Genomic DNA, 18,167 nt, shown 5'->3' on the forward strand with positions numbered 1-18,167 from the left:
TCCTTTTTTCATTCCCCTGTACCTTTTGAAAAGGAGGAGACTTATGAAACGAATCAAAACCCACATCCTCCGCCGCTGTTTCGCTTTCCTGATGGCAGCCATCGTCCTTGCGGGGACAGCCATCACAAGCCCCATGACAGCCCATGCGGCGGATGGAACCCTTAATTTCCAGACCGGTGAATTAATCTCTTATGGCGATTACTACACCACAAAGATGTCTGTGGATAACAACGGCACGGCCTACTGTGTCCAGCCCATGAAGAGAACGCCGGCGGCGGGCAGTTATCAGTACGACCTGCTGGGAAAAGACTCTGCGCTCCGCAAAGCGCTCTACTACCTGCCCGGCGGTTACGGCTATGAAGAGCAGAACATCGCCGGCACCTATTTAAGCGGCTGGTCTGAAAATGACCGCTACGTAATCGGTCATCTGGTGGCTTCCTATGTGTACAGCAATTACGACGCCGGAAGCGGAGCCTTTTATGGCGCGCCCCAAAGCTACATTGATAAGGCGGTGGAGATCGCCAATGCGATCCAGGGACTGCCTGCGCCGCCGGACTCCTTCCGTGCCTTTATCATTCCGTCTGACAGCAACCAGACCGTAGCGGGATGCTGGTACGAAAAGCCCTACGGCTGGATCGAGATCCGGAAATCCACGGCAAACAGCTCCGTTTCTGACGGGAACGGCAATTACAGCTTAAAAGGCGCTCAGTATGGCATCTATCAGGGCAGCAACCTGGTAGAGACATTGACCACCGATGAGAATGGCTATGCCAAATCCGGAGATCTTGAGGTCGGCAGCTACACGATCAAAGAGCTTTCTCCGTCTCCTGGATACGCCCTGGATACCAATGCCTATGATGTGACCGTTTCTTCCAATGAAACAGCAAAAGCAGAGGTCAAGGAAATCCCCCAGAATAATCCCCTCTCCCTGGTGCTTCAGAAGCTGGATGCAGACTTAAAGGATGCCATTCCCCAGGGCGCTGCCAGCCTGAAGGATGCGGAGTTTACCGTGAAGTTCTACACCACCATCTCCGATACGGATCCGGCTGCAGGCGGCAGTGAGCCTGCCCGCACCTGGGTATTCCGTACAGGAGAAGACGGGGAGATTTCCTTTACGGAGGAATACAAGGTCAGCGGAGATGCGTTCTACTACGCAAGCGACGGCAAAACGCTGTGCGTGCCTCTTGGAACCGTGACCATCCAGGAAACCAAAGCGCCAGCAGGCTACCAGCTCAATGAAACGGTGTTCGTTCTGCCGATTTCCAGCAGCGGTACGGAAGAAACTGTCTCTGCTTACCAGGCGCCGGATGTACCGGATGCTGTCATCCGGGGCGGTGTCAAAGTACAGAAACGAGATCTGGAAACCGGCGGCACCACGCCCCAGGGCGGCGCTACACTGGAAGGCGCTGAGTTTGCCATCACCTCATTAAATGAGAACCCGGTAGTCGTCGATGGAACGACCTATCAGAAGGATGAAGTCGTCCTGACCATCAAGACCGATGCCTCTGGACTGGCATCCACTGCTGCGGACGCTCTGCCTTACGGCAGTTACCGTGTAGATGAAGTGACGCCTCCCACCGGTTATTTAGGGGAAGGCACCCTCTCCGCTGAGTTTACCATCTCTAAGAACGGGGAAATGGTGGACCTGACTGGAGAAGACAGTTCCATCTCAAACCAGATCATCCGGGGCGGTGTCAAAGTGCAGAAACGTGACATCGAAACCGGGAAAGCTGCCGCTCAGGGCGGTGCTACCTTGGAAGGCGCAGAATTTACCATCACCAGCTTAAATGCCAATCCGGTGATCGTGGACGGGGAAACCTACGAAAACGGGGAAATCGTCCTGACGCTTGTGACGGATGAGAAGGGGCTGGCTTCCACGGCGAAAGATGCCCTGCCTTACGGCCATTACCGGGTGGATGAGACAAAAGCACCGGAAGGGTATCTGAACGAGGGCCGTATCTCCCTGGAATTTGACATCACGGAAGACGGCAAGATCGTGGAACTGACCGAAACCGGCTCATCCATTGAAAACCAGGTCATCCGTGGGGATCTGGAGCTTGTTAAAGTCAGTGACGGGGATCTGTCCCGTCTCGCAGGCGTACCGTTTACTATTACTTCTAAAACAACTGGCGAGAGCCATACCATCGTGACCGACCAGAATGGATACGCCAGCACATCCGCTGAATGGAATAAACATACGTCCAATACCAACCGGGGCGAGACTGCGGAAGACGGTATCTGGTTCGGCACCTCCGAGCCGGATGACTCCAAAGGCGCCCTGATCTATGATACCTATACCATTGAAGAGCAGCGCTGTGAAGCCAATGAAGGCCGAAACCTTCTTACCTTTGATGTAGAAGTGTACCGGGATTCCGTTACCATCGACCTGGGGACGCTGACTAATGACAAGGTGGAGATTGCCACCACTGCACTGGATAAAGAAGGCGGCTCCCATATGGCAAAACCGGATGATAAGGTAACGATCATAGACACGGTTGAGTATGAAGGGCTGAAAAAAGGAGTGGAATACCGGGTAGTCGGCACGCTCATGAACAAAGAAACCGGGGAACCTTTTGAGGTTGATGGAAAACCGGTCACAGCAGAGACGACCTTTACGGCTAAAAAGTCTACCGGCAGCGTGGAAGTAGAATTTACCTTTGACGCTACGGGCCTTGGCGGAACCACCGTGGTCTGCTTCGAGGAACTGTGGCAGGATGACCTGAAAATGGCTGTTCACGCCGATATCGAGGATCAGGACCAGTCCATCTTCTTCCCTGAAATCGGTACTCAGGTGAAAGATTCCGAAACCGGCCTTCAGATGGCTCACGCAGATGAAGAGGTAACACTCATTGATACCGTATCCTATTCCAATGTCCAGCCGGGAGAGGAACTGACACTCAAAGGCATTCTGATGGATAAGGAAACCGGGGAAGCACTGGAGATTGACGGGGAAACCGTGACTTCTGAGCTGACCTTTACACCGGAAAGCACGGAAGGGACCGTGGATGTGGAGTTCACTTTCAACGCCACGGAAGCGGCAGGCAAGACACTGGTTGTCTTTGAATCCCTGTATTATGGGGAGGAAGAAATCGCTTCCCACCAGGATCTTAGTTCACCGGAGCAGACACTGGTTCTGCCTTCTGTCAGCACCACTGCAGCAAATCCGGAGCTTGGAAACCAGACCGGGCTTGCAAAGGCGGAAGCATCCATTACGGATGTGGCGGAATATACGAACCTTATTGCCGGGGAAACCTTCACGATCCGCGGCACGCTGATGGATCAGGAAACCGGCGAAGAGCTGCTGATCGATGACAAGCCCGTAACGGCTGAAGCAGAATTTACCCCGGAGGAGACTTCCGGAACCACCGAGCTGACCTTTACGTTTAACGCAGAGGCACTGGCCGGAAAAACACTGGTGGTCTTCGAGGAAATCTTTTATAAAGATCAGGTGGTTGCGTCCCACAGGGACATTTCTTCCGATCCGCAAAGTATCTACTTCCCGCAGATCGGCACCTCTGCCACAGACGGGGAGGACGGGGATCAGGAGATCCTGGCCGACAGCGAGGTAACCATCAAGGATACGGTTTCCTATGAAAACCTGATTCCCGGGGCATCCTATCTCTTAAAGGGCGTGCTGATGGATCAGGAAACCGGGGAAGAACTGCTTCTTGACGGCAATCCGGTCACGGCTGAAACCGCATTTACACCGGAAGAGCGCAGCGGCTCCGTAGAGGTTGTATTTACCTTAGACGGCAGCTCCCTTGCAGGAAAATCCCTGGTTGTCTTTGAAACCCTCTACTATGTAGATGCAGACGGGACACAGCGGGAGATCTGCTCTCACAAGGATATTGACGATGCGGGACAGACCGTACATCTCTCCGAAAATCCTCCGGAAGTACCGGAAGAACCGACGGAAACACCTTCCGTTTCTAATCCAGTCAAGACCGGGGATGATGCACCCATCTTTCTTTACCTCGGCATCGGGGCAGGCGCTCTTGTCCTTGCCGGGACACTGACCGTCCTGTATCTGCGCAGACGGAAACAGAAGGATAACCAATAACCCACACATTGACTCTAACAGGCGGTTCCTATTACTGGGCCGCCTGTTTCTATGGAAGGTGACAGATATGGAACGAACCCACTGTACGGCGGATGCCAAACATATCCGCCATTTTCTGGACTGCTGTGAGGGAAACTGGCACCAGTGCGTATATGTGCGCTGCGTTTCCTGTAAAACTCCGGGATACTGCAGGCAGCCGGACTTTTTGTATCATCCGGATCCGGAGGGGAAGCCCTGTATCCTCCTCATGAGGGATGCCAGGCTTCTTTTCGCCCGGCTTCCGGAGCCCACCGAGTGCGCCGGCGCATTGACCATGGAGCAGTTTACCTCCCTGTACCGGCCCTATCTGGAAAAAGAAGGGCTGCTTGACGCCCCCTGTCTTCCGGAAGCACTGCTGCGTCTTCAGGAGGCAGCCTGCTATGACTGGTAAAGTTGCGTTTTGCAGGGCTTCTACGTATGGGATAAGTAAGAAAACGAAAGGAGGAGCATCACATGAGTTATCTGATTCTGATCATCTGCTGGATCGACAGGGCATTTACCACCCTGATCTTTCTCCCCATGCTGTATATCCTGTACCGGAAGTTCCGCCCCACAAAGCCCTGGACGCCCCGCACCATGCGGCTGTACCTGGTCTGCAAGGTTCTGGTGATCCTGTTTCTGGTGCGTATCTTCTGCGCCGGATTCATCTTCACACCGGTCAACTTTGAGCGCTTCACGGACAGCGGCCTGTTTCCACTGATCAAGGCCATTTTTTACTCTGACTGGCCGTAAAAATGGTGAAACGTGCCATTTGGTCCGGATCTGGGACCAGTTTCGGCGCTCATCCTATGGGCATCTGTCACCTTTATCCTTACACTATAAGTAAGCAATACGTAGAGAATGATAAACGTATGCCGTACTTATGCCATACGTATGAAATTGAGGTGAACAGACTATGAAACAGAAGAAATCCATCCGCTGCCCATACTGCGGCGGCACTGCCATCCTCCGGGACGCTTCCTTCGTCTATGGGGAGAAGTCCTATGGCGGCAAGGTTTATGTATGCAGCAACTATCCCAGGTGCGACGCCTATGTAGGAGTCCATCCCGGAACCCGGATCCCCAAAGGCACGCTGGCAGACCAGGAACTTCGGAAGAAACGGATGCTGGCACACCAGATCTTTGACCAGATCTGGCTGAGGGGAATCTTAAGCCGTCCCGACGCCTATCACTGGCTGGCAGACAAGTTCTGCCTCTCCGATGAGCAGGCTCACATCGGGATGTTCGGAAACTATATGTGTGACCAGGTAATCCGGGAGTCCAAAAAACTTCTGGCGAACCAGCGCCCCCGCCTTCAGGCGGCAGGCTGAAGGGAGGGAAATGCGATGGTAAAGCCCATGACACCCGCCCAGAAGCAGCTGGCGGAAGATCATATGGATCTGGTCCCAAAGATCATCCGCTCAATGACAAACGGAAGCCCTTTAACCAGCGAGCAGCGGCAGGAACTTTGCCAGATCGGATACCTGGCCTTGTGCCGGGCAGCCGTCTCCTGCGGGGAAGGGTTCCCCTTCACTCCATACGCTGCAGCTGCTATCCGCAATGCCATTTATGACTCCTGGCGTCACGAAATCCGGGGAAAAGATCTTTTCTGCCCACTGCAGGAAGATCTGCTGGATGCTATGCCGGCCCTGCAGATTGGCCAGGAGCAGGAAGCAATGCCGGATGCAGCGCCCCTGGCACTGAAAGATACGGCGGCAGGTGCTTATCTGGAGACACTCAAAGCCTCCCAGTGCAGCACCATCCAAAAAGGCATTGAGGCCCTCTGCTTCCAGCTTGAGGGTTACTCGGCTAAGGAGCTGTCCGCTCACTACCAGGTGCCTTCCAACCACATCCGGGCCTGGCAGAGCAAAGCCCGCAGATTTTTACAGCAGGATGCAGCGCTGTGCGCTCTGTTATCCTGAACGATAAAGGAGGAACAATTATGCTTACGCTCTATACCGCTGTCGGCAGTCTTCAGTTTGTAAATGTGAACGGGAAACCGGTCCCCCATGTGATCAATAATCAGAAGGAATACGGGATGTCCAAAGAAGAGCTTCTGGTGTGGAGCTGCCTGGCCTTCCAGATCCTGACCTATCCGGAACTGGAGCGTCTGTTTGAAAAAAACTGTGCAGACTCCGGCCAGTCCATCTCCCTGCCGCTGTCCCATTACCTGAACCGTCTGCTCCTGCGGGGGCTTCTGGTAAAAGGGATGGGAGTAAGCGCCGTGGATGCCCTGTACCGGCTTCTGGGAACGCTGACCATCACGCCCGTCGAGGACCGTTTTCTTCCCCGGCTTGCCAGTGTGTTCCTGCTCTACACCAAAGGGCAGGTACAGCTGAAAGACATCCCACGGCTCCTGCGCAAGACAAAATGTACGCCCACGGAGCGGGAAGTCCTGGCTCTTGCCGGGAAAGCGCCCCTGTCCACGGCAGAGCTGCTGCTCAGTATGGAGCGAGGCATCCTGATCCGGAAGGAAGAGGATATCCTGGAGAAGCTCTACACCTCGCCGGAAGACACCTGCAGCATCCTTACGGATACCGTGCAGATCACCCACGCCCAGTATCCCATCCTGCAGGCGGTCAGCAACCTGTACCTGAACCAGAAGATCCTGTTCCAGAAGATTTGATCCGAAAGGAGAACCCTATGCCGAAACCATTATTTACCCGGCTGGCTGCCATCTGTGCAGTCGGCCTTTTCTGTGTCCTGTTTGGAGGCGTTTATGCCCTGTCCCAGAAGGATACCATCCTGCTGGTCATGAGCCTGCTTCTTGGAGTGTGCTGCATCATCCGCTTCCTTCTTTTATATCGTACCATCAAGACGGAAGACTACCTGATCCTGGAAGCCACCTGTGTTAAGCGGGAGAAATCGCCCCTCACCCGAAACCAGCAGGTGCTGTTCCGTACTACGGACGGAAAAGAATACCGCTTCAGCCTGGAAAAAAATACCCGGCTTCTGGCTGGCCACAGTTATCGGCTCTATTTTAAGAAAGAACGCACGCTGGAAGAAAATTCAGGAAAAGCGTTTCGCGATCCGGCGCTGATTGGTTACGAAGAACTGATAGAAGTAGCTGCAGAAGAATAAAAAATGTCCTGTACAACTGGGATCAATCAGGTGTACAGGACACTTTTTAGCGTGATAAGCTATCTGTTTTTATAGGTGAAGATAATCCCGATGATAGAGGCAATAAGGGCGAATGGCGCCAGTCTTACGAACAAAAATTCAACGCCATGCAGGATGGTCCCTGCAACTGCAAGCTCCGGATCATTGTAATCCCAGTTCAAATATTCGCTCTGCATAGCTGCAAAAGCAACAAATACGACTATGATAACCGCACACAACGCAAAAAGCAGATAGCGGATTGTCTGAATCCTCATCTTACTTCTTTTAGCAAATTGGAGGTTAATTTTTTCCAGTTTCTCAGAAATACTTTTGAGATCCAACTCATTCACACATGGCTCCTGTACGGTTTCTCCTAACAGTATACTTACTGAAGTATCCAGTTCGTCTGCTAACGAAATGAGCATATTTGAGTCAGGAACCGATAGACCAGACTCCCTTAGTTAAAGATATTGTTTTATCTGAGTGCCAGTTTAAGCTGACACTCAGATTTTTGTATCAATCAATTTTACCGACAAAGCGATAGTAAATCTCTATTTTCTGTTCACGAAAGCCGTTTTCGTATTTGATTGCTTCATGGACAACGATTTTATCAATCATATTGTTCAGCAGTTCTGCTGTCAATTCCGTAGGCTCGGAATATTGTTTGACGATCTCAATCCATTTTCTTGCATCTTCCACGGACTGTTTGCTTTCAGCCAATGCCGCCTTGAGCTTCTGGATTTTTTCATCCAACTCAATCTGCTCCAGCTGATATTTCTGCGACAGCATATTGAAGTTATACTCTGTTATGCGTTCAGAAACTCTGTCCTCGTACATTTTGGCAAACAACCTGTCAACCTCTGCCTTGCGCTTCTCCGCCTTAGAAAGCTCTGCCGTATGTTTCTTCATAGCAACAGCTCTTTCCTTATCTCCGGCTTTCAGAATGCTTTCCAAGAGCCTCTCTTCGTCCTCACGGACAGCTTTTGTCCAATGTTGAACTCGAAGCAGTACATAGGTATAGAGCGTATCGTAGCGGATATAGTGCATGGAGCATTTACCAGTGCCTTGCCCATAATTACTGCAATGGTAATGACCATAAGGCGTTTTGTTCTGACGATTCTCACCGTAGGCAAGAGACCAACCACAATCAGCGCATTTTACAAGACCCGAGAAAATCTTGGTGGTGCCATCTTTCTGTTTTCTTCTGCGGGAATCAATCTGATTCTGCACATGATAGAAAACATCTTTTGAAATTATGGCTTCATGAGTGTTTTCGATACGAACCCATTCTTCCTTCGGCTTACGGATTTTCTTTTTGTTCTTGTAAGAAATGTTAGTCTGCTTATTGTGGATGCTGTTGCCAATGTAGGTTTCATCTTTCAGAATTTCCTTTACCTGACCGATTGACCAATCGTATTGTTTGCTCTCCGGCGCATCTGCGTAGATGTGAGCGAATGTTCCATATCGTGTGTAGTTGAGCCAACCGGATGTAGGAACTTTTTCTTCGATGAGCCTGTGTGCAATACTTGCAGCACCGGAACCATGATAGGCAAGTTCAAAGATTTTCTCAACGATCCACTTAGTTTCATCGTCCACAACTATGGCATTTTTAATTTCTGGATGTTTCTTGTAACCTAAAGGTGCGTAAGTACAGATTCGCTGACCTGCAGCGTGTTTTGCACGAAGCGCAGCCTTTACTTTACGGCTGGTATCCTTGGCAAACCATTCGTTGAACAGATTCTTGAAAGGAACAAAATCACTGAGACCTTTTTCTGTATCCTCATTTTCTGTGACTGCGATATAACGGATATTTTTCTCTGGAAACACAAACTCCAAATAGTAATCCATCATAACGTGTTCACGACCAAAACGGGAAAGATCTTTTGTGATGATGCAGTTGATTCTGCCTGCATCCACATCGTCCATCATTCGCTGAAATGCCGGTCTGTCAAAGTTCGTACCTGACCATCCGTCATCAATATACTCGTCTATCACATGGAATTGGTTGTCACGGGCAAACTGCTGTAAAATCGTTCTTTGGGTTTCAATACTGACACTGTCTCCGAAGTTTTCATCGTCACGGCTTAATCTGTAATATAGTGCGGTATTGTACGGTTGCTTCATTCAAATCCTCCTTCTTTGAAACAACCCACGCTTACAATACTTCGTACTCGTATTGTACTATATGCGAGGGCAGTTTTCAATTTTGTCGACTGGACACTTGACGTTACTTTTTCTGACTCTTTACTGCATAACGGATAACATCTTCAATTACCTCATTGACGGTCTTTCCGGTCTCAGCAAAATGTTCACTGACAGGGATAATGGTTTTACCAACAATCAGATAGTTCGCACCATCCTCAGTGAAATAAACAGAAGTGTTTTCAAGTGTAGGTTCAGGCTCATCCCAGTCATCATAAAATTGAAGGTTCCATTCTTTGATAACTTCCGATGGCGGACTGAAAATCGGATTGAAGCAACTGCTCCATATATCCAGTTCATAATTGCTGTTGTCATAGTCGATCTGTTCCAAATCAAATTCGTGTTTCATCAGTTTCCTCCTTTGTGCATTGTCAGCTAACTTCCGTCCAATCGGATGGAAGTAAAATAAAAAAGCTGTCACACAGAGCATCAAGAAATAAGCACAAGAACACCTGCACTTTTCTGATGGTTCTATGTAACAGCCAACGTGAAGAAGGATTTATCCTCTCACAAATATGTCGGACTTCAAATCGGGCAATCCCGCAAAACTATAAAATCACAATCTTGAACCGATATTCAATTTTCTGTGTCTATTCTACTGGATAATTGTAAAAAAAACAAGTATGCAGAACTGCGCCAAAGAAATATTTTTACTTCGGTGCAAGTTGCGGCGAAGTTGGTTTTTATCATTTCACCTCTGGTCAATTCGTCCAGAAGTTGCATTTACAAAAACGTTCAGAATAAACGAGTAGCCATCATCGCCGATGATGTTCGAAGGGGATTGGGGATGTTGCCCCAACAAGCGAATGAGCAAAAGTAGTAAACTGGGTCCTGTTTACACTGCTTGCGAATTTGTGAACCTGTACAGGTTTACACTGCTTGCCAATTTGTGAAAGGGCAAAATACAGCCATAAATTATTTTCAACTTGGGAATAATTTCACTGTATTACTTGTGGCCAATTCGTCCACAAGTCGAACTTCTATTTTTGATTTTTGAACTTGTGACCACCTTGGGTATAAGTTATTTTTAAAACATTCATAGCAGAACTTATTCCCAAATTGAGAACAAGTGAAATACCAGATACCGCACTTCTCGCCAAATTGGCGAGAAGTTATTTCGTGTAATTTTTGCATAAAGTCAACCAAGAGATTTACCAGATTTAACTTCTGCGCAAGTTGAGCAGAAGTTGATTTATTCCCTACGAATTATCAGGAAGTTGCGATGCGACTTCAGACCAAATTGATCCAAAGTTACACGGCATCCTTACAGGAAAGGACTTCGTCCCAAATTGAGACGAAGTCCTTTCGTATAATTACTATATTACGCCACCCAGTTATAACCGGTCATCGCCTGATCAACGATATGATCAAATACCAGCGTACTCTTTCTCAAGAATATTTCTCTGTCGTAGCTCTCTGGCAAAAACTTATTCAGGATATAGACAATCTCACCCCTTACTCGTTCCTTCGGCTGAGGATCGTTTTGCCATCCAACAATAAACAATTCATTGCGCTTTTCGGTAAGCGTATTATACAGTTCTTTCGCTGCCAGTTTTACACGCTTTTCTTCATCAGCGGTAAGATGTTCTTTTCTAAGAAGGTCAAACAGTTCCAATTCAGCTTCCGACAATTCTTCCTTAATATGACGTTCTTCCTCCGCCCGGAGTTCTTCCATTAACTTCAGAAGTTTCTCATAAAAATCATCATTTTGAGAGCCACCGGCATTGTACTCATCAATTATATTTCTGAAGCGCTCTGCAAATTTTGTGCGGGTTATGTTGCGTCTTAGCATTTTCTGAAGCTTTTCCTCAATATGCTTACGCAAATTAGCAATTTCAAGATTTTTGTTCTTCAGCTTTTTGAATTGAGATCTGAGTTCATCAATATCCAGTTTGGATAAGTCAAGCTCTTTGCCTGCTTCTGTGATGGTGTATTTTCTTGCATCTGCAGCAGTGATAACACTCTGATCCAACAGTTCATTGATTCTGGCCTGCGCAGCTTCAATCTTTTCGGGGCGAATTTTTCCGTCAATGACACCTTTCAGATATAGAATTGCATCTTTGTAAGCTGGTTCAAAATCCATTTTGAAAATATCAGGTCTAAGCGACTCATACAGACCATCAACGGTATTAGCCATCACAGAAAACTCATTCTTCACATCATCGTTGCCCACAATGATATTGGCGTAATCCTCGAAGAACGATAGATTCTTGAAGGTATCTCCGTCTTCAACCACTTTGCTGAGATCCACATTATGACTCAGACAGAATGCTTTAGTAAGATCAATTGCTTCGTGCAACTGTCCCAGCAGCTTTTCCACATCCTTCACCGGCATTAAACCGCCATCATCAGACGCATAATCCGCCAATGCTCGTTTCAAATATTTGAACACATCCAAATAGTCGATAATTAGACCACATTCCTTGCCGTTATAGACACGGTTTGCACGGGCAATAGTCTGCATCAGAGTATGACCCTTCATAGGCTTGTCCAAATACAAGGTGGAAACAGACGGCGCATCAAATCCCGTCAGCCACATAGCACAGACGAAAACCAACTGCAACGGATTGTTTGGGTCTTTGAAGTTATCCTCAATATCAAAACCATTTTCATCAACCTTATTCATGCGTTCACGATGCGGTTTTATCGACAATCCTTCCGCTGCAAATTTAGCTTCTTCATCGGTATCTTCGCTGATGACAACAGCCATTTCCACTTTGCGCATATAGTCAACCATATCTTTCAGACGGAGCTTTTCAGCCGCATCTTTGGTTTTAGTGATCTGCGCATTTAACTTTTTAATTTCTTCTTTCCAGTAGTAGCTTACTTTATCGTACATCTTCACGGCAGTAAACTTGTCTACGGAAATAACCATGCCCTTTCCTCGGAAACCACGACGAGGGAAATGGTAAACAATATGCTGAGCAATGGCATCCAGACGGTCATCACGCTTGATGACTTCCAGTTCCTTTGCGTAGTGGTTTTCCAATCGACGCTGCTCTGCATCAGTTAGGTTTTCTTCTTCCAGAATTTCTGCAAAATCAGAATCAAGGAAATCGTTCTGCAACTCTACCTCCGGTACACGCTTCACATAGTAGAGTGGTACGGTAGCATTGTCTTTGATGGATTCTGCAAAATTGTATTCGCTGACATAATCACCGAACCACGCATTGGTCAGTCGTTTTGCGCCAAGTAACGGTGTACCTGTAAATGCCAGGAACTGTGCATTCGGTAAACCAGTGCGCATATTCTCTGCCAAATCCTTGTACTGTGTGCGGTGAGCTTCATCAACGATAACGATGATGTCATCACGTTCAGACAGGACAGGATATTTCTTTCCCTTGTCATATCTGAACTTATGAATCAGTGTAAACAGGATTGACTTGTTAGTTTTTAATTCCTCACGCAACTGCTTGCTGTTCGCAGGCTGCACCTTATCCTTATCGGTAATAAACTCTGTACGTAGAAAGTTCTTATAAATCTGCGTATCCAGATCTTCACGGTCAGTAACGATAAGGAATGTAAAGTTGCCCGTACATTTATGCTTGATCTTACGAGCGAGCATTACCATGGAATAACTCTTACCGCTTCCCTGAGTATGCCAGAACACACCCAGCTTACCTTTCAATTCCTCACGGCGCAGGAAAGCATCATAGGCGTTGTTTACACCAAAGAACTGGTGGTTCTTTGCAATGATTTTTATTCTGCGGCGGTCGTAAAGAATGAAGTTCTCTATGTAATCCAACAGATTCTTCGGTTCACAAAGACCGGCAATAAAATACTCCAAGCTGGTGCAATTTTCTCGGATGGCTTTTCTGTCCGGGTTTTCTTTTTCGTTCTCCACCTTCAGCCATTCAAAGAAGAACTCATAACCTGCGGCAAAGCTGCCCAGGCGAGTTTCCATACCATTAGACAGAACACAAATCTGGTTGTAGTTGAACAGATATGGAATGTCTTTCAGATAGTTCTTCAGGTTGATATCATAGGCGTTCTTTACCGGAATATTGCTGTTTTTCAGTTCAATGAAAACCATTGGGAAACCATTGATGAAAATGATCAAATCTGGTCTGCGCCAATGAGTTTCGCCCTTGATCCACATCTGAGAAGCAACCGTAAATGTATTGCTCAAAGCATCATTATAGGACAGCAAACGAAGAATGTTGGAGGTCTTCTTGCCGTTCTTGTTGTATTCTACAATGATACCGTTGCGGATCTTCTGATAGTTCTGGTAGTTGGTCAGCATTAGATCACCGGAAGCTGGCGTGCGGCACAGCTCGTCCACCACAGTGCGTACAGTTGCTTCCGGAATATCTGGATTGATCCTGCACAGGCTTTCGAACATCACATCCGGCAGAACAACCTGCTTCTTATCCTTGCGTCCGGTTCCGTCAGGAAGTGTGTCCGGTTCTTCTGTCATACAGTTCAGAACAATATAGTTATGCCGCTCATGCAAAGCCTTGATAGCTGCTTGCTCAATCATATCTTCTGTTATGATTTTCGGCATAGAATCACCTCCTAAATTTCCACAAGGAATGAAACCTTGCTTTTCTTCATTGCTTTCCAATAATCCCGCAAATCACTTTGCGGCAATGCTTCGTATATAAATAACCAGAAATTATCCATTTCTGTTGCCAACAGTGATCGAGCATAATCTTTGCACATTTTTACTGCTGCTTTATCTTTCTTTTTCTCATAGTATAGGTAGCTAAACAACAAGAACAGGCAGTTATTGCTGCTTTTTGCTACATCAAAATCGAGTTCTCTGATTTCGAACTCATATTTATTGGCATAATACAGTGCATAACACACCGCTTCATAATTCTTGAGTTTTACGCCTTCTTCATAAAGTAGTGCAGATATTTTTGAAATCATTGTTGTTTCAACGCCAAACGGCATGAATACATATTCTTCCAATAACGATACCAAATATGGGTAAATTACGGTCAAGTGAAAAATTGTTTTCACATAATACGATTTTGCATTTTCTGTAAGCTGTTTCTTAGCTAATACCTTCATGGCATAATTCAAAATGGCAGCATTGTCATGGTTTTCCTGCATCAATTCGATTGCCATATCCAGATATGCACGAACTTCCTTAAAATTCATCTTTTCTTTTGTATCAAACGCAGTGAAGGTGTTAATTTTTCGCACCCACTGCTCAACGGATGCCGTTGGGAGTTCATCTATGGAAGTTTTCTTATGGTTGAGAGCCAGATCATACGCTCTTAACTGCTCAGACAATTCGGTAAGAAATAACTGCCCATCCTCATTGGTAGAAACATAACAAGTATAATCGTCAATGTTTCTGATATAACGCCATCCTTTATCATACAAGATTTTATCAATCTTAACTAAAATGATCTCGGACAGTAAATTCGAAGCATGGGGACCGATCAACAATCCATGCGTTTCTCCGTGCTTTACATTTCTTGTACGGAAATCAAGCTCGTTATACCACTGTGAACTATCTTTCTGATTTTGCTTCGCCACATCTTTTCCAACTAATGCCCATGAAAGGGCATGGGTATATATACTTGGAAAACAGTTGGATACATCAGCATGAACCAAATATCTTGCCCCGAGCAATAAATCCGGTTCAGGTGTACCATCATCTTTCCAGTTTCTGTAGTTCATGGAAAACAGCGAATCAGAATCCTTCATTTTACGAATATGAGTTCTGCTGATTATATGTTCCTGATTTTTAGTCTCTTCCTCAAAATACTGCTGAAGCTGCGGCCATATCTCTGATATGTATTTGCACAAACGCTGATATGCCGCGGGATTAGGAATACCCAAGGGGCGTGGAGTGTTGATATTCCTCATGCTCTCGTGATAAATATACTCCGCCGGATTTTTAGGAAAAGCAGGCGATTGAGATTCGCAATAGTCGAAAAATGCTTTTGTTGTAAACACTGGAGGAAGCTTTTCGGTAAAAAGACCGTGAGCGAGCAAACCTTCATAGATTTCATCAGCAGATAATTCATTTGTAAAATCATAATAATGCTTGCTTTCTGCCATTTGCTATCACCCCGGCTTGTCTCATTTGTTATTTTGTATGTGGTCTCGTCCGCTAATCAAAAGCCCAAGAATTTTATTATATCCTTAAATCCAGAATCAACATGTTCAGAAAGAGGGATACCTTTGGCATCCTTAATGAACTCCATAAATTCAGGTAGATCCAGTAGAATTCTCTGAACAATACGTTTTTCTTTGATCTGATGAATTGCGCGAGTAGGATCACCCAATGCTTCAATCTGCTCTTGCAATTCTTTTTCTATCTTTGTCCAATACAAACTGTATGCCGTTTGTCCTTCAAGCGAGTATACCTTTGCACCAATAGAAGGCATGTTCTGATCTTGGTAGTATTGAATATCACCATCTGAAAGAATAATAAATGCAAGCTTCTTCTGGAACTGAGAATCCTTGATTACTTCCAGTACCTCAAACATACAGTTTCTTGACTTCAAGTAATGATCGCTAACGATCATAATAACGAAATCATGGGTTTCAATGGTCTGCATGAACTTTTTGAAGCTCTCATGGTATTCAACATCACGAATATCTCGAGAAATTTTGGCCTTTCCATTAATATGCGGAGCAAGCCCAGTTTCAATAAGATTTGCGATATCGGAGTCTTTCTGGCAGTAGGATAAAAACAAAGTTTTCTCCTGCTCTTCAGTAGATGCCACTGGAACACCTTCAGGACAATCAATCAAAGAAAGTTCCAGATAGCTTTTTACTGCAATTACAAACGGCTCGATGGCCTTACGCATAAAAGCAGCAATCATATCTTTGAATTTTCTGCTACTCGTATAGCCGAATGCCAATGCGTGCAATTGTTTCGGACCATCTAATATGTATTGCAATAACTGATAACCGTAATCGACGATCGCTTCCTGAGTATCAGGCAATGTCAGCATATCGTTCCAAGATTTATTTTTGTATATTTCTGCGAAGTCGTAATCCTCTTTGTGACAGTCGGAAATATACGCCATAATGAACGGAATATTCGTAATATAATCGAAGAAAATCTTTACGCAATTGATTTCTTCTTGGGAATCTATCTTCAGCATCTGGGAAGATAGGGTTCTATACTGCAATGAAATTTTTCTTAATTCTTTCTTTGTCACAGCTTAGCTCCTCCACACAAAGGGCAGTAAATGCCAATCTCTCTATCAAAATACTGTACTTTTACCGAAGAATCACAGCACTTCAGTTCAACTGTTTCATATTCATTAACAGACTGATACAATTCTTTTTCTGGTTCCTTCTTTGGAATATCCATCGACATTTTTACAAAGCCATTCTTGTTAAATTTCTTAATGGATTTGCCCAACGTCCTTTCCAACTCCGAATACATATAGTTCAATGCAACCTGTTCCATTTTTTCCAGAACTTCCGTGCAATAAAATGTATTGGTTCTGTTAGGAAGCCCACATACTGGGCAGAAAAAATGTAAATAGCTTTCATCTTGAAATGTGTCTGCATGGAGCATAAAACGATTCTTACAAAAATCACACTCCATTTCCAAGAACCCATCCTCATCAACTGGAATGCCAATTTCAAAAGTCTTTTCGCTCATACTTACACCTCCAGTTTGCCGCTCATCAAGCGAGGAAGCAACATGTCACGCTGTGTTTCCAGATTTTGGTTTTGGTACATAAAAGATTTAATCTCATCGAATAGTGGCTTTACCTTATCATGGTATGCCAGAATCAAATTTTCGCCGGGATCGACTACTTTCAGCTTTTCAAACTTACCTTTACTAAGATTAGTCATTGTTGCTCCAGTAGCACCAAACAATTCAATAGTTTCCTTTAGGGATTTGCAAGTGTGGTATAGCCATTCCAGCTCGTTCAGATTATTTAAAACAATCGAATTGATCTGCTGATTTGTATGAGCCGGTTCTGCATTGATGGATACAACGCCAGCGGTGCCAATACAGCTAACCATAATGGAATTGGTAGGAAGCAATTTTTTAGGTTGCGTATTATGTCCTCGTTCAGAAAGCTTGTCTTCGGTCTGAATAATAAACATGTTGCCATGCATATCAGGAGTCTTGACAAACATTATTTCTCCACCATAGTTTTCGGCAATCTCTGTAGAGGGGGTTTTGCCCGTTTCTACTCGGCCATAATCAGACAGTCGCTTAATTGTCCAGCCTTTTGGGAATCCGTCTTCAAACTTGGTATTTTCATGCCCAGGAAAGCGGAAACGGACAAACCATTCCTTGTACAGTTCCTGTGCGGCCTGTTCCAACAGTTTAATTCTGCGATTGTTTGCTTCAATCAAATCATCATAAGCAGACAGAATATCTGCGATACGTTCCTGTGTAGGGAGATCCGGCAAGTTGAGCTTCAAGCGTTGGACAAATCTCTTATCCGCACGCTGTCTGCCACTTGCACCGGTCATACTGTTGATTGCGGGCAATACAACTGCATCACTGGAAGTAAGATAATAGGTGAATCGTGCATCAGCCTTTTTCTTTTTTGCCCTGAAAACATAGAACTCCGTTGAACCAAACGCAGCATCACCATTAATGGCTACTTTGGCAATCTTTCTATTTTCCAAGCAAGGCGTAATACGAGAAAAAACGGTGTCACCATCACAAAACTTGCTGCTGCTTTGCCCATCATAAACCTTTACTTCTTCGTTCGTCACTGAACGGCGAGTGGGTGAAACTTTATCAATATCAATAAAAGGGTAAGATTCTCCCTTTTTTAGTTTTACAGGCGGATTTACATCAATAATATCTTCTAATCTTTTTTCTTCCCATTTACTCATTTATC

Annotated in this window: 15 protein-coding genes; 7 read left to right on the forward strand and 8 right to left on the reverse strand. The window is 45.8% G+C overall.

The window, feature by feature from the left end; translation table 11 throughout:
* The first annotated feature begins 43 nt into the window (after positions 1-43).
* The 7 genes from B5F07_RS16080 to B5F07_RS16110 all read left to right on the forward strand — a co-directional run bounded on the left by B5F07_RS16080 (position 44) and on the right by B5F07_RS16110 (position 7,158).
* Complete coding sequence (locus B5F07_RS16080; protein WP_087162275.1) at positions 44-4,060, forward strand: VaFE repeat-containing surface-anchored protein; 4,017 nt, start codon at positions 44-46, stop codon at positions 4,058-4,060.
* 67 nt (positions 4,061-4,127) lie between these two features.
* Positions 4,128-4,490: a hypothetical protein gene (locus B5F07_RS16085; RefSeq protein WP_087162276.1), complete on the forward strand. Its 363-nt coding sequence runs from the start codon at positions 4,128-4,130 to the stop codon at positions 4,488-4,490.
* Positions 4,491-4,552: 62 nt separating this feature from the next.
* Positions 4,553-4,831, forward strand: a complete 279-nt coding sequence (locus tag B5F07_RS16090) for a hypothetical protein (RefSeq protein WP_087162277.1) — start codon at positions 4,553-4,555, stop codon at positions 4,829-4,831.
* Between the two features lie 163 nt (positions 4,832-4,994).
* A complete protein-coding gene (locus B5F07_RS16095; RefSeq protein WP_087162278.1) occupies positions 4,995-5,408 on the forward strand; it encodes a DUF3268 family zinc-finger domain-containing protein in 414 nt (137 codons plus the stop codon).
* A 15-nt stretch (positions 5,409-5,423) separates the two neighbouring features.
* Positions 5,424-5,999 (forward strand): sigma-70 family RNA polymerase sigma factor, encoded by a 576-nt coding sequence (locus tag B5F07_RS16100; protein WP_087162279.1) that lies wholly within the window; start codon positions 5,424-5,426, stop codon positions 5,997-5,999.
* Between the two features lie 20 nt (positions 6,000-6,019).
* The gene (locus B5F07_RS16105) at positions 6,020-6,703 is read left to right on the forward strand and encodes a hypothetical protein (RefSeq protein WP_087162280.1); all 684 of its coding nucleotides are present in this window, start codon (positions 6,020-6,022) and stop codon (positions 6,701-6,703) included.
* A 17-nt stretch (positions 6,704-6,720) separates the two neighbouring features.
* Complete coding sequence (locus B5F07_RS16110; protein ID WP_087162281.1) at positions 6,721-7,158, forward strand: hypothetical protein; 438 nt, start codon at positions 6,721-6,723, stop codon at positions 7,156-7,158.
* 59 nt (positions 7,159-7,217) lie between these two features.
* Here the strand turns inward: B5F07_RS16110 and B5F07_RS23165 are convergent, their stop codons facing one another.
* From B5F07_RS23165 to B5F07_RS16150, 8 genes are all read right to left on the reverse strand, one after another.
* Complete coding sequence (locus tag B5F07_RS23165; RefSeq protein WP_242972564.1) at positions 7,218-7,451, reverse strand: hypothetical protein; 234 nt, start codon at positions 7,449-7,451, stop codon at positions 7,218-7,220.
* Between the two features lie 241 nt (positions 7,452-7,692).
* A complete protein-coding gene (locus B5F07_RS16120; protein ID WP_087162283.1) occupies positions 7,693-9,300 on the reverse strand; it encodes a recombinase family protein in 1,608 nt (535 codons plus the stop codon).
* A 103-nt stretch (positions 9,301-9,403) separates the two neighbouring features.
* The gene (locus B5F07_RS16125; protein WP_087162284.1) at positions 9,404-9,727 is read right to left on the reverse strand and encodes a hypothetical protein; all 324 of its coding nucleotides are present in this window, start codon (positions 9,725-9,727) and stop codon (positions 9,404-9,406) included.
* A 972-nt stretch (positions 9,728-10,699) separates the two neighbouring features.
* Positions 10,700-13,882 (reverse strand): type I restriction endonuclease subunit R, encoded by a 3,183-nt coding sequence (locus B5F07_RS16130; RefSeq protein WP_087162285.1) that lies wholly within the window; start codon positions 13,880-13,882, stop codon positions 10,700-10,702.
* An 11-nt stretch (positions 13,883-13,893) separates the two neighbouring features.
* Positions 13,894-15,396: an RNA-directed DNA polymerase gene (locus tag B5F07_RS16135; RefSeq protein ID WP_087162286.1), complete on the reverse strand. Its 1,503-nt coding sequence runs from the start codon at positions 15,394-15,396 to the stop codon at positions 13,894-13,896.
* 56 nt (positions 15,397-15,452) lie between these two features.
* Complete coding sequence (locus tag B5F07_RS16140; RefSeq protein WP_087162287.1) at positions 15,453-16,508, reverse strand: toll/interleukin-1 receptor domain-containing protein; 1,056 nt, start codon at positions 16,506-16,508, stop codon at positions 15,453-15,455.
* A complete protein-coding gene (locus tag B5F07_RS16145) occupies positions 16,505-16,960 on the reverse strand; it encodes a hypothetical protein (protein WP_087162288.1) in 456 nt (151 codons plus the stop codon). The genes B5F07_RS16140 and B5F07_RS16145 overlap by 4 nt, the downstream gene beginning before the upstream one ends.
* A 2-nt stretch (positions 16,961-16,962) precedes the next feature.
* Positions 16,963-18,162 (reverse strand): restriction endonuclease subunit S, encoded by a 1,200-nt coding sequence (locus B5F07_RS16150; RefSeq protein ID WP_087162289.1) that lies wholly within the window; start codon positions 18,160-18,162, stop codon positions 16,963-16,965.
* Between the last annotated feature and the right edge of the window lie 5 nt (positions 18,163-18,167).

Origin of the sequence: Lachnoclostridium sp. An169 (genome assembly GCF_002160525.1) — a bacterium.
In the GTDB taxonomy this organism is placed as follows: domain Bacteria; phylum Bacillota; class Clostridia; order Lachnospirales; family Lachnospiraceae; genus Mediterraneibacter; species Mediterraneibacter cottocaccae.

Bases quoted from the DNA above. Each gene is read 5' to 3' on its own strand.
- B5F07_RS16095 (WP_087162278.1), top strand. From the start codon at position 4,995: ATGAAACAGAAGAAATCCATCCGCTGCCCATACTGCGGCGGCACTGCC.
- B5F07_RS23165 (WP_242972564.1), bottom strand. From the start codon at position 7,451: ATGAGGATTCAGACAATCCGCTATCTGCTTTTTGCGTTGTGTGCGGTT.
- B5F07_RS16100 (WP_087162279.1), top strand. From the start codon at position 5,424: ATGGTAAAGCCCATGACACCCGCCCAGAAGCAGCTGGCGGAAGATCAT.
- B5F07_RS16150 (WP_087162289.1), bottom strand. From the start codon at position 18,162: ATGAGTAAATGGGAAGAAAAAAGATTAGAAGATATTATTGATGTAAAT.
- B5F07_RS16090 (WP_087162277.1), top strand. From the start codon at position 4,553: ATGAGTTATCTGATTCTGATCATCTGCTGGATCGACAGGGCATTTACC.
- B5F07_RS16145 (WP_087162288.1), bottom strand. From the start codon at position 16,960: ATGAGCGAAAAGACTTTTGAAATTGGCATTCCAGTTGATGAGGATGGG.
- B5F07_RS16120 (WP_087162283.1), bottom strand. From the start codon at position 9,300: ATGAAGCAACCGTACAATACCGCACTATATTACAGATTAAGCCGTGAC.
- B5F07_RS16105 (WP_087162280.1), top strand. From the start codon at position 6,020: ATGCTTACGCTCTATACCGCTGTCGGCAGTCTTCAGTTTGTAAATGTG.
- B5F07_RS16135 (WP_087162286.1), bottom strand. From the start codon at position 15,396: ATGGCAGAAAGCAAGCATTATTATGATTTTACAAATGAATTATCTGCT.
- B5F07_RS16130 (WP_087162285.1), bottom strand. From the start codon at position 13,882: ATGCCGAAAATCATAACAGAAGATATGATTGAGCAAGCAGCTATCAAG.
- B5F07_RS16085 (WP_087162276.1), top strand. From the start codon at position 4,128: ATGGAACGAACCCACTGTACGGCGGATGCCAAACATATCCGCCATTTT.
- B5F07_RS16110 (WP_087162281.1), top strand. From the start codon at position 6,721: ATGCCGAAACCATTATTTACCCGGCTGGCTGCCATCTGTGCAGTCGGC.
- B5F07_RS16125 (WP_087162284.1), bottom strand. From the start codon at position 9,727: ATGAAACACGAATTTGATTTGGAACAGATCGACTATGACAACAGCAAT.
- B5F07_RS16080 (WP_087162275.1), top strand. From the start codon at position 44: ATGAAACGAATCAAAACCCACATCCTCCGCCGCTGTTTCGCTTTCCTG.